The sequence below is a fragment of the Paenibacillus donghaensis genome (assembly GCF_002192415.1).
Lineage (GTDB): Bacteria > Bacillota > Bacilli > Paenibacillales > Paenibacillaceae > Paenibacillus_AQ > Paenibacillus_AQ donghaensis.
Window position 1 is genome coordinate 5,446,224 of the sequence record NZ_CP021780.1, and the last position, 13,994, is coordinate 5,460,217.

5 protein-coding genes, 7 tRNA genes, 3 rRNA genes and 2 pseudogenes are annotated in these 13,994 nt (G+C 47.7%); 5 read left to right on the top strand and 12 right to left on the bottom strand.

From position 1 onward, the window contains the following. On the bottom strand, positions 1-780 hold the full coding sequence (gene sufC, locus B9T62_RS24790) for a Fe-S cluster assembly ATPase SufC (protein WP_087917730.1): 780 nt from the start codon (positions 778-780) through the stop codon (positions 1-3). Further along, positions 761-1,282, bottom strand: a complete 522-nt coding sequence (locus B9T62_RS24795; protein ID WP_087917731.1) for a MarR family transcriptional regulator — start codon at positions 1,280-1,282, stop codon at positions 761-763. The genes sufC and B9T62_RS24795 overlap by 20 nt, the downstream gene beginning before the upstream one ends. Before the next feature lie 784 nt (positions 1,283-2,066). On the opposite strand from B9T62_RS24795, the pseudogene B9T62_RS24800 reads away from it, so the two are divergent. The 5 genes and pseudogenes from B9T62_RS24800 to B9T62_RS24820 form a co-directional block, all read left to right on the top strand. Then, positions 2,067-2,222 (top strand): annotated as a pseudogene (locus B9T62_RS24800) (helix-turn-helix domain-containing protein); the annotation flags it as partial. Positions 2,223-2,425: 203 nt separating this feature from the next. Beyond that, the gene (locus tag B9T62_RS24805; protein WP_087917732.1) at positions 2,426-3,097 is read left to right on the top strand and encodes a FadR/GntR family transcriptional regulator; all 672 of its coding nucleotides are present in this window, start codon (positions 2,426-2,428) and stop codon (positions 3,095-3,097) included. Positions 3,098-3,415: 318 nt separating this feature from the next. Next, positions 3,416-4,437 (top strand): annotated as a pseudogene (locus B9T62_RS24810) (ABC transporter ATP-binding protein); the annotation flags it as partial. Positions 4,438-4,460: 23 nt separating this feature from the next. Further along, a complete protein-coding gene (locus tag B9T62_RS24815) occupies positions 4,461-5,702 on the top strand; it encodes a CynX/NimT family MFS transporter (protein ID WP_087917733.1) in 1,242 nt (413 codons plus the stop codon). Between the two features lie 819 nt (positions 5,703-6,521). Further along, the gene (locus tag B9T62_RS24820) at positions 6,522-6,875 is read left to right on the top strand and encodes a tyrosine-type recombinase/integrase (RefSeq protein WP_245864044.1); all 354 of its coding nucleotides are present in this window, start codon (positions 6,522-6,524) and stop codon (positions 6,873-6,875) included. A gap of 159 nt (positions 6,876-7,034) precedes the next feature. On the opposite strand, the gene B9T62_RS24825 is transcribed toward B9T62_RS24820, so the two are convergent. The 10 genes from B9T62_RS24825 to B9T62_RS24870 form a co-directional block, all read right to left on the bottom strand. Beyond that, a tRNA-Leu gene (locus tag B9T62_RS24825) sits at positions 7,035-7,116 on the bottom strand. Between the two features lie 215 nt (positions 7,117-7,331). Beyond that, a tRNA-Arg gene (locus B9T62_RS24830) sits at positions 7,332-7,408 on the bottom strand. 7 nt (positions 7,409-7,415) lie between these two features. Continuing rightward, positions 7,416-7,490 (bottom strand) — tRNA-Gly (locus tag B9T62_RS24835). Between the two features lie 45 nt (positions 7,491-7,535). Next, positions 7,536-7,613, bottom strand: a tRNA-Asp gene (locus B9T62_RS24840). Between the two features lie 5 nt (positions 7,614-7,618). After that, a tRNA-Met gene (locus B9T62_RS24845) sits at positions 7,619-7,692 on the bottom strand. A gap of 24 nt (positions 7,693-7,716) precedes the next feature. Further along, positions 7,717-7,792, bottom strand: a tRNA-Val gene (locus tag B9T62_RS24850). Positions 7,793-7,859: 67 nt separating this feature from the next. Continuing rightward, positions 7,860-7,934: transfer RNA gene (locus B9T62_RS24855), tRNA-Glu, on the bottom strand. 480 nt (positions 7,935-8,414) lie between these two features. Next, positions 8,415-8,531 (bottom strand): 5S ribosomal RNA (gene rrf, locus B9T62_RS24860). A gap of 135 nt (positions 8,532-8,666) precedes the next feature. Then, positions 8,667-11,595: ribosomal RNA gene (locus B9T62_RS24865) — 23S ribosomal RNA — on the bottom strand. A 414-nt stretch (positions 11,596-12,009) separates the two neighbouring features. Further along, positions 12,010-13,567 (bottom strand): 16S ribosomal RNA (locus B9T62_RS24870). The 16S, 23S and 5S rRNA genes sit together here with 7 tRNA genes alongside, the layout of an rRNA operon. Positions 13,568-13,994 lie beyond the last annotated feature (427 nt).

Consider the following 13,994-nt stretch of genomic DNA (forward strand, 5'->3'; position numbering starts at 1 on the left):
TTAAACTTCCTCGCCTACCGTCTCATCCGTAATCCCAAGCTCCTCTTTCACCCAATCGTACCCTTCAGCCTCCAAACGGTGGGCAAGCTCCGGACCGCCAGATTTAACTATCCGGCCTTGCATCATGACATGCACAAAATCCGGGGTAATATAATTCAACAGTCGTTGATAATGGGTGATGATTAAAAAGCCTCTATCCGGGCTGCGCATCTCATTTACGCCATTGGCCACAATACGCAGTGCATCAATATCAAGCCCGGAATCCACTTCATCCAGGATCACAAACTTGGGTTCAAGCAGCATCATTTGCAAAATCTCATTCCGCTTTTTTTCACCGCCGGAGAATCCCTCATTCAAATAACGATGCGCAAATTCCGGGTTCATCTCCAGCCCCTTCATTTTGCTCTCCATTTCACGGATAAAACGGATTAAGGATATCTCATCGCCTTCTTCACGCCGTGCATTGATGGCACTTCTGAGAAAGTCCGAGTTGGTCACGCCAGCAATTTCACTTGGGTATTGCATAGCGAGGAACAAGCCTGCCTGGGCACGCTCATCCACCTCCATCTCCAGAAGGTCTTCATTGTCCAATGTCACCTTGCCGCCAGTAACCTCATATTTGGGATGGCCCATTAAAGCTGAAGCCAACGTACTTTTTCCCGTCCCATTAGGCCCCATAATCGCATGAATCTCTCCGCCATGAATCTCCAGTGTGAGCCCTTTTAAAATTTCTTTCCCTTCAATCTTGGATCTTAATTCCTCAATCTTTAATGTCGTCATTTATCGTAAACTTCCCTTCGGAGTATTCTTCGGCACGCGCCACCAAATCACTCATAAATTTTCCAATAGTCTGCAGCTCAGCCTCTGAATAGGATTCAATGAATTGGTAAAACCTTTCTTCTTTTTCTTTGTGCAGCTCTTTATGCAAATGATAAACGTGTCTTCCCTTATCCGTTAAACTAAAGTAAATCTCCTTACGATTGTTGTTCAGTTGACTTCTCATAATGAAGCCCATTTCCAGCAGCTTTGCACTAATTTTAGTAATGCTAGCTTTGGACAACCCCATCTTCTCCACAATTCCGGTATGATTTATCGGTTCATAATCACCAATGCAATCAATAACGTGTACACTAGTAATATTGTTGGAGAGCATGTCAATCTGGTACTTTCTGGCCTGTTGCCGAAACGAGTTAAATTCTTGTTCAGTATACAGCTCATTCAGATGCAGCATTCTAATATATTGCTCGTAAAGATGACCTTTAAAATGATTTTGAAACTCCAATTTCGCAATCTCCCCTCTCTTGTAGTAGTTGCAGACCAAGTTCAGTGTCAGCAATAGATTGTTTTTCTTTTTTGTTCACTTGTGAACAAAATTATATTAACATAATTGATATTGATAATCAATATCAATTATGTTCAGTGTGACGCAATTCTGGAGGCGCTTTTCATTTCTTTCGCTCCTCCGCCTGGTCGCTAGACGCCCTTCGCACCGTCTGGCTTTTGGTCGTGCGAGCTCACGCGCCTCTGTTGTACCGTAACGACAAGGTGGTCTTGGTGGGTGACGGCTGCATACAAGGTAAGGAAGCCAACCGAATGCCCGGAGTCAAGAAGCTCCATCAGGAATTGGAGAATTCCGCCAATGGAGCGTATTTCTTCGGACACTCGGTCAGTTACCTGTGTCTGGATTTGCTATGGGGCCAAAGAGTATAACAAGAACTGCGGTTTGTGCTGGTGAAGCTGAACGGGAGATGCACCATTCTAGCTAGCACCGATCTGACCCTGAAGGCGACCGAGATCATCGAACTGTATACCGCCCGGTTCAAGATCGAATGCACCTTGGGCGCTTAAGCAGTCCATCGGCGGATTCAGCTACCGCAGACAAGCTGTTTCCAAAATGAAATCAAACGTTCTGGTGAAGCTTAAAAGCATCATGGAGAAGTAAAGGCTCGTTTGCTTGTCGCAGTTCTCCCGCTTTATCATACAGCGCTGATATTTTGCAATTGGATGATAAAAGGAGGATAAACATGAATAGTACTTCTACTCTGCTCCATTGAGCGCAGAATGGTGACAAAGAGGCAGAAGCCACGTTGATCACTCGTTATGAGCCAGTTATTAATAAATATGCCAAACGAAATGGAAGTATGGATGAGGATTGCAAACAACAGTTGAGAATTGCCTTTATCCTGGCAGTTCGTCGCTTTGATCTTAGTCGTTATGAATAAAAATGGACAGGCCATGTGGAGTAAGCTTCACATGGCCTGTCCGTTTTTTATTCACATACTATAATTTTATCTACCTTTCAATTGGATTCCCTGAAAAAACTTGATGATAATCATTATCAATTTCATCTTTCCAAGTCAAAGTTAATCTGATATAATAACACCGAAATACCAAACATCCTACGTTTCGTAAAGGAGTGATGCTATTGTTAACTCAAACTCAACGTTTAACCTTGGTGGAACAGGTGGCCTACCAGATCCAGGGGAAGATCGAAAACAGCGAATGGCAAGTAGGGATGCGTATTCCTCCAGAGCCCAAGCTAATGGAACAGCTTCAAGTCAGCCGTAATACCTTGAGGGAAGCCATTCGGGCTTTAACATATGCGGGTCTGCTGAAGACCAGACAAGGAGATGGAACCTATGTCTGCTCCTCAAGTGTTTTGGGGTCAGTGATTAAAAAAGTGATTCAGCATACCGATAAGCTTGAGAGCCTGGAGGTCCGATATGCATTGGAAAGAGAGGCTGCTGCCCTGGCTACGTTCAGGAGAAGCGAAGAAGATTTGGAGGCGATTCGGGCATGCTTGGATCAGTGCAGACAAGCAGCCAGCCAGCATGATCTCAAAGCTTATGCTCACTGGGATGTCGAGTTTCACAAAATGGTGATTGCTGCTTCACATAACCAATTGATGGCGAATTTGTACAATCATATTTCCGAGGCGCTGCAAAACATGGTTTTGGAAACGAAGGACTTCAAAAATGTGGCTTTTTATCACGACTCTCATGACCTGCTTTATCAAGCCATTGCCAATCAGGATTGCCATCAAGCCGAGGAGGCTGTTCGTTTATACATTGAAAAGGCCCGTGCTAAACTGTGCTAAATGAAGCATTCAAATACACGGACACGACTAGTCCAGAAATTTTGCAAAAAACCTAACATGGGTAGGGCATGCCCGCTTATGTGCCAAGAGTTACGTTTGGAGCAGAGCCTAATCTTGTGACCTTGCCTTGGTCCCAGGTGAATTCAGCTGGGCCTACTCCAAAAAGGCATAAAAAGCCCCACCTCCAATTCAGTCTTCCCACACCTCATTTTTTTGGATTGGTCTAGCTTCAGTTGTTCATGACTGCATGTAACAGGATACGCTGGGGCTTCAACCGTTTCGCGTGAGTAGGTGGCCTTCCCCCCTTGTTCCTTCGTCCTTTGCTCGTTGACTTCTTTAATTATTCCCCTTTTAGTCGTGCTGGCCTTGTATTTTAACCGCAAAATGACGCAAACGTCATTGAAGGCTATTTTTGATCTGGCTGATTTTAATATGCGAGTGGGGAAAAATGTAGGTGGTATTTGCGTGGTGCAAGCCTTCGTATGAAAAGGCACTATTCGCTGTAAACAATGGCAAATACCGCGTGGCCAAGTTGCTGGCAATTAAAATCATGTCGGACTGTGGATGCTGGATCATTGCAAGGCAAAATTGCATTTGAGGAAATCCCATTTGGGTATGAGGGCTTCGCTCCGGTTCTCAACAATATTAATCTGAAGATCCGTGCTGGAGAGACAGTAGCTTTTGTAAGCCCATCCAGTGCAGGAAAAACGACCCTGTGCAGCCTGCTGCTACGCTTTTATGAAGTTACACAAGGCAACATACGAATTGATGAAATGAACATCACCGATATTACCCTCTCCTGCCTTCGGAGCAATATCGGGATTGTCCGACAGGATGTCTATTTATTTTCCGGAAGCATCCGTGAGAATATCGCTGATGACGAAATCTGGGAAGCCGCTCACCGGGCTTAACTAGAGGCCTTTATCCATGCACAACCTGAAGGGATGGATACAGTGATCGGAGAACGTGGGGTAGATTGTCCGGGGGACAAAAACAGCGACTGGCTATTTACGGATGTTCCTCAAGAATTCGCCAATCCTGATCCTGGACGAGACCACCTCTGCACTGGATACCGAAACGGAAACTTCAATTCAGCATTCTCTTGCTGAGCTTTCAGCAAGAAGAATAACTTTGATGATTGCTCACCGTCTGGTAACCATAAAGAGAGCAGATCAAATTGTGGTCGTACCGCATATAGCATTGAAGAACAAGGAAAGCACGAAGCATTGCTTGCCGCTGTTGGACATTACAGTCGTTTTATCACCCACAGTTTGGTGATGTACAATACATTCCCTCTTAAGGGTACTTCCTCCACATGGATGAAATTGACGATTAATTAACTTAAAACGTAGGAGGAACCCTTATGAGTTCACCAGAACAATTGTTAAAAAAACAGGATGAAATATCCAGTACCGGCATTCGCAAGCAAGCGACATTCTGGTTCATGATCGTAGGAATTATTTTTATCGCAGCGAATTTGCGTGCTCCCCTCACATCGGTGGGACCATTAGTCAGTATTATTCGGGAGAACGTGCATATTTCAAATACCTTAGCAGGCCTGATTACCACAGTTCCACTGATTGCATTTGCATTGTTATCACCTTTTGTACCAAAATTAGGACGCAGATATGGTGTAGAACGTATTATCCTGATTTCCCTTATTTTTTTGGTCATCGGTATCGCTGTTCGCTCATTATCCGGGGCGGTGACCTTGTATGTTGGAACCGCAGTTCTGGGGTTTGCTATTACCATATGTAATGTATTACTACCGAGCCTGATTAAACGGGAATTTCCGCAGCAAATGGGTACTATGACAGGGGTTTATTCTGTTTCCATGAATCTATGCGGGGCGATTGCTTCCGGCATTAGTGTTCCCTTAGCTGTGGGGGCAGGCTTAAACTGGCAAGGTGCCTTGGGAGTATGGGGGATACTTAGCGTCATCTCCATTCTCTTTTGGATACCGCAACTCAAGGCTCCAGCGAAACCAGCCGCTGTTGCCAGCAGCGCAGGGAACAACCATCAGATCAATATATGGCGCTCTCCGTTGGCTTGGCAGGTAACTCTTTTTATGGGAATACAATCGACCATTTTTTATGTGCTGGTGGCATGGCTGCCTGAAATACTAAAAGATCAAGGCATCAGTTCAAGTCAATCCGGCTGGTTTCTCTCGATTCTGATTATGGCTTCACTCCCCTTTGCATTTATCGTTCCTGTTATAGCTGGACGCATGCCTAACCAACGGTTGTTAGTGGTTATTACAACGATTCTGCTTTTGATCGGAACACTTGGACTTCTCTATGGCAGTATCCATCTGGTTCTGTTTTGGGTTATTATTCTTGGTATTGGGGCGGGCTTTGCCTTTGGCTTGTCCATGATGTTTTTCGGCTTGCGTACCCAAAGTGCCCATCAGGCGGCTGAATTATCGGGCATGGCCCAATCCATCGGATATCTACTAGCAGCAATTGGCCCAGCGCTGATTGGATACTTGCATGATGCCACTCATAGTTGGAGCGTTCCACTCCTGTTATTGGTTGGCGCTTCTGCTCTACTCGGTATCTTTGGTCTGGGTGCGGCTAGGGATCAATTTGTTGGTTCTGCGAAGTAGGACCATGATAGAAAGGATTTAAACACATGATTCACATTCATCCTAACATGAAAGACAAGTATACAGACACGCACTTTGGTGTGTTTGTGCTGCGCCGGCTTCGAGCCAAGTAAAGAAGGCTTTGCTGCCCTCCCATCATTTACAGAAAGCGAGCTCAAAAAAATTAGAGAGCGTTGCTGAAAGCCTTACTTGCCAATATACGAATTTCCCAGCCCAATATTATGCCTGTTCTGATGGAGGTTATCAGCATTTAATTGCTCGTTATGAGCCAGTTATTATTAAGTACGCAAAACGAAATGGAACCGGCGTGCAAACAGCAGATGACGATTGCCTAGATCATGGTAGTTCGTCGCTTTGATCTTAGTCACTACGAATAAAAAAGGGACTGGCTCTGTGTATCTTACTACACAGGGCCAGTTCTTGTTTTCACACACTCTATTTTAATCTATTTTGAGAAAGTTTTCAGGAACAGTTGCCCTTTTCTCTCCTAATCCCCATTTATATAACAGGAAGCAATCATCATATATTTACTTCCTTGATTACAATTTGATCCTTGAAAACTTCATAATGCTTGTTTCAAGTACGTTCCTTTCTCCTCTGTGAAAACCAGAAGCGACGAAGCAGAAGCGCTGTGACAGTCCCAAAACGGGGCTTGAGCGACCACTTCTCCGGCTAAAATCATCCTGTGGTGGGATGAATCGCCATAACCAGGGAAGGGGATTATGATACTTCTGCCCGGCCAACGTCACGGTATTGGGGTCAGCAATTGATTTATCGAATCGAACCATTACAATTAAGCATACAGTTACATCCGGCACGTTGAATGGCAAGTTCATTGAAATTGAGAAAGTTCGTACCAAGAACAAAGCTAGTCGCCGCACGCTGCCACTGGTGGACACGTTCTACGAGCTTCTGATCCGTATGAAGGAACAACAAGCAGCTCATCGCTCATCTTATGGCAATACTTACCGCACCGACTACTTGGAGTACATTTATGTCGATGCATTGGGGCAGCGCATTAAGCCTGGTTATATTACACAGCATTTTCCCATTCTGCTGAAGAGACATGGTTTTAGGCGCATCCGGTATCACGACCTCCGTCATAGCTGCGCCAGTTTATTATTAGCGAATGGCGTTAGGCATGAAAGAAGTTCAGGAATGGTTGGGACATAGTGATTATGCAACAACGGCAAATATATATTCCCACTTGGAGTACAGCACAAAAATCTCATCTGCGCAGACAATGAGCGAATGCTTGAAAATATAAACATGGGTGCAAGAAAAAAGGGCTACAACACTGCTCCGAAAAGCAATCTTATAACCCCTTTGGTATACCGATGGCCGGACTCGAACCGGCAAGCCTCTCGGCACCGCATTTTGAGTGCGGCGTGTCTGCCAATTCCACCACATCGGCACATTATATATCTCATCTGCATTTATGTTCTTCCTCTAAGAAAAAGGAGAGGACTACAGGAGAGAACTTTTCAAACACATTTTAATAAATACATTAATACCAAGGCATCAGTGGTTAAATCCTCGTCTTGCGAACTCGATTTTGAGTCGTTCGCGTCTGACCATTCCGCCACACCGGCAAAATATAGGTTATGTAAAGTGAACATTGAATATTAATGGCGCGCCCTGAGAGATTCGAACTCCCGGCCTTTTGATTCGTAGTCAAACGCTCTATCCAGCTGAGCTAAGGGCGCAAAAAATTGGAGCGGACGACGGGAATCGAACCCGCGACCCTCGCCTTGGCAAGGCGATGCTCTACCGCTGAGCCACGTCCGCACACGGTATGTACTGCCAACCTGTAAATCCTAATTCAGTAAAAAATGGCGGAACCGACGGGATTCGAACCCGCGATCTCCTGCGTGACAGGCAGGCATGTTAGGCCAACTACACCACGGTTCCATATATTGCGGGGGCAGGATTTGAACCTGCGGCCTTCGGGTTATGAGCCCGACGAGCTACCGGGCTGCTCCACCCCGCGTCAGTACTTCTATAAGAAGCTTCATGGTGGAGGCTGAGGGGATCGAACCCCCGACCCTCTGCTTGTAAGGCAGATGCTCTCCCAGCTGAGCTAAGCCTCCATGTAAAGAAGCAACTTAATTATCATAACATGATTCGGCAAAAATTACAATGATTATTAATTTAAAATGGTGACCCGTATGGGATTCGAACCCATGTTACCTCCGTGAAAGGGAGGTGTCTTAACCCCTTGACCAACGGGCCGTATGAACAAATATTCATTTGACAACAAAAAATATTATACCAAGTTTATCGATAAATAACAATACTTTTATTGAAAACTACTATTTATTAAAAAAACGATTGTGATTGTATTGTACGCTCAACCGCTGCAGATACCTTCTTATCTTGCCTTTTGCAGCTCGCAGCAAAGTTAGGTTATGCTTACCGGCTATTATCTCTGCCACTTTTGAATGTTCAAATGCTCAGTATCCAGCCTTTCTTCAAACACCAGATGCTGGTGGCCGCTGATGCATCTATCGATCTGCGGGGCAGCCCAGGACCCTTCCGCCCCTTCAACCTGGATAACAGGCGTTCCCGGGAAGCAGAGAGCACATAGTGATGAACTGTAAGACCGTCTTTCCTCAATTCGCGTAAGCAGGGAGTCGGCGGTTTAATTCAAAAGCAGTTTGTGTCATCGCAAACAAAAAAACCACCGTTGATAATCAACAGTGGTCTTCATGTGCTTGGCGGCGTCCTACTCTCCCAGGACCCTTCGGTCCAAGTACCATCGGCGCTGGAGGGCTTAACGGTCGTGTTCGGGATGGGTACGCGTGGAACCCCTCCGCTATCGCCACCAAACGGGTTTTTTTCGCTCGTGCTACTCCCCCGAATTCCTTCAGGAAAATAACCGACTACAGAAAAGACATGCAGCTTAAAATCTTTCAGGCTTAATCGCCTGAAAACTGAATCCGAAACAAATCTGCGTTTTAAGATGTGGATAAGCCCTCGACCGATTAGTATTGGTCAGCTCCATGCATTGCTGCACTTCCACCTCCAACCTATCTACCTCGTCGTCTTCAAGGGGTCTTACTAGTTGGGAAATCTCATCTTGAGGGGGGCTTCACGCTTAGATGCTTTCAGCGCTTATCCCGTCCGTACGTAGCTACCCAGCCATGCTCCTGGCGGAACAACTGGTGCACCAGCGGTACGTCCATCCCGGTCCTCTCGTACTAAGGACAGCTCCTCTCAAATTTCCTGCGCCCACGACAGATAGGGACCGAACTGTCTCACGACGTTCTGAACCCAGCTCGCGTACCGCTTTAATGGGCGAACAGCCCAACCCTTGGGACCTACTTCAGCCCCAGGATGCGATGAGCCGACATCGAGGTGCCAAACCTCCCCGTCGATGTGGACTCTTGGGGGAGATAAGCCTGTTATCCCCAGGGTAGCTTTTATCCGTTGAGCGATGGCCCTTCCATGCGGTACCACCGGATCACTAAGTCCGACTTTCGTCCCTGCTCGACTTGTAGGTCTCGCAGTCAAGCTCCCTTATGCCTTTGCACTCTGCGAATGATTTCCAACCATTCTGAGGGAACCTTGGAACGCCTCCGTTACTCTTTAGGAGGCGACCGCCCCAGTCAAACTGCCCGCCTGACACGGTCCCCGTACCCGATAAGGGCACTAGGTTAGAACCTAGATACGATCAGGGTGGTATCCCAACGGCGCCTCTGCAGAAGCTTGCGCTCCTGCTTCTAAGGCTCCCACCTATCCTGTACAGATCGTACCCAAATTCAATATCAAGCTGCAGTAAAGCTCCATGGGGTCTTTCCGTCTTGTCGCGGGTAACCTGCATCTTCACAGGTATTAAAATTTCACCGGATCTCTCGTTGAGACAGCGCCCAAGTCGTTACGCCATTCGTGCGGGTCAGAATTTACCTGACAAGGAATTTCGCTACCTTAGGACCGTTATAGTTACGGCCGCCGTTTACTGGGGCTTCGGTTCACAGCTTCGGGTTACCCCTAACCGCTCCCCTTAACCTTCCAGCACCGGGCAGGCGTCAGCCCGTATACTTCGCCTTACGGCTTCGCACAGACCTGTGTTTTTGCTAAACAGTCGCTTGGGCCTTTTCACTGCGGCCCCCTCGGGCTATTCACCCTACCGAGGCACCTCTTCTCCCGAAGTTACGAGGTCATTTTGCCGAGTTCCTTAACGAGAGTTCTTCCGCGCGCCTTAGAATTCTCTTCTCGCCTACCTGTGTCGGTTTGCGGTACGGGCACCTTCTCCTGGCTAGAGGCTTTTCTTGGCAGTGTGAGATCATGACCTTCGCTACTAACATTTTCGCTCCCCATTACAGCCCAGCCTTCACGATGTGCGGATTTGCCTACACATCAGCCTCACTGCTTAGACGGACACATCCATCAGTCCGCGTCACTACCCTCCTGCGTCACCCCATCGCTCATAGCGGATTACGGTGGTACAGTAATTTCAAACTGTTGTCCTTCGACTACGCCTTTCGGCCTCGCCTTAGGTCCCGACTTACCCTGAGCGGACGAGCCTTCCTCAGGAAACCTTGGGCTTTCGGCGGATCAGATTCTCACTGATCTTTTCGTTACTCATACCGGCATTCTCACTTGTATACGCTCCAGCACTCCTCACGGTATACCTTCAACGTATATACAACGCTCCCCTACCCCAGATACATTGTATCTAGCCATAGCTTCGGTGGTGTGTTTAGCCCCGTTACATTTTCGGCGCAGAGTCACTCGACCAGTGAGCTATTACGCACTCTTTCAATGGTGGCTGCTTCTAAGCCAACATCCTGGTTGTCTGTGCAACTCCACATCCTTTCCCACTTAACACACACTTGGGGACCTTAGCTGATGGTCTGGGCTGTTTCCCTTTCGACAATGGATCTTAGCACTCACTGTCTGACTCCCGGCAATAAATATGTGGCATTCGGAGTTTGACTGAGCTTGGTAACCCTTGCGGGCCCCGCACCCAATCAGTGCTCTACCTCCACTATTCTTATACCGAGGCTAGCCCTAAAGCTATTTCGGGGAGAACCAGCTATCTCCGAGTTCGATTGGAATTTCTCCGCTACCCCCACCTCATCCCCGCATTTTTCAACATGCGTGGGTTCGGGCCTCCAGTGCGTGTTACCGCACCTTCACCCTGGACAGGGGTAGATCACACGGTTTCGGGTCTACGCCCCCATACTCAAATCGCCCTATTCAGACTCGCTTTCGCTGCGGCTCCGGCTTCTCACCTTAACCTTGCATGGTAAACGTAACTCGCCGGTTCATTCTACAAAAGGCACGCCATCACCCCTAAAACGGGCTCTGACTTTTTGTAAGCACACGGTTTCAGGTTCTATTTCACTCCCCTTCCGGGGTGCTTTTCACCTTTCCCTCACGGTACTGTTTCACTATCGGTCGCCAGGTAGTATTTAGCCTTAGCAGATGGTCCTGCTGGATTCATACGGGGTTTCACGTGCCCCGCACTACTCGGGATCCGTCTCGGAGAGAATACAGTTTAGGCTACAGGGCTTTTACCTCTATCGCGGGCCTTTCCAGACCTCTTCGCCTACTATATTCCTTTGTAACTCCATGTGAGACGTCCCACAACCCCTAAGAGCAAGCTCTTAGGTTTAGGCTGTTCCGCGTTCGCTCGCCGCTACTGACGGAATCACTATTGTTTTCTCTTCCTCAGGGTACTTAGATGTTTCAGTTCCCCTGGTCTGCCTCTACCTCTCCTATGTATTCAGAGAGGAGTAACTGCGAATTACCACAGCTGGGTTTCCCCATTCGGACACCCCCGGATCAAAGCTTGCTTACAGCTCCCCGAGGCAGTTTCGTTGTTCGCCACGTCCTTCGTCGGCTCCTGGCGCCTAGGCATCCTCCGTGTGCTCTTATTAGCTTAACCAGCGCTCCGGTGTTTGGCTTGTTCGCTCCTCTTGTTTTGAACAGCGCTACCGGACTAATCCGTTCGCTACTCTGTTCAAAGCCAAAGGTCGCTTCACAATCCAAAACCTTCGCTTCCAGCTAATAACTAATTCACTTGTTTGCACAAGTTATAGCTAAAAGATGTTCTAAACGCAAATTCGTTTCGGTATCCAGTTTTCAAGGATCAAGTTGTTCTTGCTCCGGCTTTAACCCCGGAAGAAGATCATATCATTTTCCGTAACCACTTGGCTACAAGCAAGTTCTGGAAATGATACTTTTTTGAGAGCTTAAACTCTCAAAACTGAGCAACGAGTGAGTGTGTTGAACCCGAAGGTTCTATAGAAGCTTACGCTTCTGTTCGAATGTTTCCGTCTCAGGAAACGATTCTCCATAGAAAGGAGGTGATCCAGCCGCACCTTCCGATACGGCTACCTTGTTACGACTTCACCCCAATTATCTACCCCACCTTCGGCGGCTGGCTCCCTTGCGGGTTACCCCACCGACTTCGGGTGTTGTAAACTCTCGTGGTGTGACGGGCGGTGTGTACAAGACCCGGGAACGTATTCACCGCGGCATGCTGATCCGCGATTACTAGCAATTCCGACTTCATGCAGGCGAGTTGCAGCCTGCAATCCGAACTGAGACCGGCTTTGTTGGGATTCGCTCCACCTCGCGGTTTCGCAGCCCTTTGTACCGGCCATTGTAGTACGTGTGTAGCCCAGGTCATAAGGGGCATGATGATTTGACGTCATCCCCACCTTCCTCCGGTTTGTCACCGGCAGTCTGCTTAGAGTGCCCACCATCACGTGCTGGCAACTAAGCATAAGGGTTGCGCTCGTTGCGGGACTTAACCCAACATCTCACGACACGAGCTGACGACAACCATGCACCACCTGTCTCCTCTGTCCCGAAGGCCGCTGCTATCTCTAGCAGATTCAGAGGGATGTCAAGACCTGGTAAGGTTCTTCGCGTTGCTTCGAATTAAACCACATACTCCACTGCTTGTGCGGGTCCCCGTCAATTCCTTTGAGTTTCAGTCTTGCGACCGTACTCCCCAGGCGGAGTGCTTACTGTGTTAACTTCGGCACCAAGGGTATCGAAACCCCTAACACCTAGCACTCATCGTTTACGGCGTGGACTACCAGGGTATCTAATCCTGTTTGCTCCCCACGCTTTCGCGCCTCAGCGTCAGTTACAGCCCAGAAAGTCGCCTTCGCCACTGGTGTTCCTCCACATATCTACGCATTTCACCGCTACACGTGGAATTCCACTTTCCTCTTCTGTACTCAAGCCACCCAGTTTCCAGTGCGACCTTAGGTTGAGCCCAAGGTTTAAACACCAGACTTAAATAGCCGCCTGCGCGCGCTTTACGCCCAATAATTCCGGACAACGCTTGCCCCCTACGTATTACCGCGGCTGCTGGCACGTAGTTAGCCGGGGCTTTCTTCTCAGGTACCGTCACTCCGATAGCAGTTACTCTACCGGACGTTCTTCCCTGGCAACAGAGCTTTACGATCCGAAAACCTTCATCACTCACGCGGCATTGCTCCGTCAGGCTTTCGCCCATTGCGGAAGATTCCCTACTGCTGCCTCCCGTAGGAGTCTGGGCCGTGTCTCAGTCCCAGTGTGGCCGTTCACCCTCTCAGGTCGGCTACGCATCGTCGCCTTGGTGAGCCGTTACCTCACCAACTAGCTAATGCGCCGCAGGCCCATCCCTTAAGGGCAGATTGCTCCGCCTTTCATCCTCGGTTCAGGAGAACCAAGGAATTATCCGGTATTAGCTACCGTTTCCGGTAGTTATCCCAGGCTAAGGGGCAGGTTGCCTACGTGTTACTCACCCGTCCGCCGCTGAATCCTGTTGAAAGCAAGCTTTCAACAAAACTCCGCTCGACTTGCATGTATTAGGCATGCCGCCAGCGTTCGTCCTGAGCCAGGATCAAACTCTCCAAATTGGTTTTATCGGATAGATCCGATAAAGTATTGAAAAGAGCGATATGCTCATTTTGAAACATCTGACGAGAATTTGCATTCTCTACCGACAAGCTTCACTTGCGTGAAACTCATCTTCTTTTGGACTTCACTTTCGTAAAATCCCACTCACTCGTTGTTCAGTTTTCAAAGATCAAGTTCTCGTTGTTGGCGATGTTTGCGTCACCAGCAACTCTTATAATATATCATGTTATTCGGACAATTGCAACACTTAATTTCAAAAGCAATTTATTTACTTGCTCCGTATTAACATTCACCAGACGACAAAATATTATTCATTCTGCGGCTGGATTTATAATATAACACGTTACTTATGTCAAAAGCAATCTTTTTTTCTACCCAAAACAAAAAATATGCTGACCCGTTAAGTAACAGGTCAGCATATTAAAT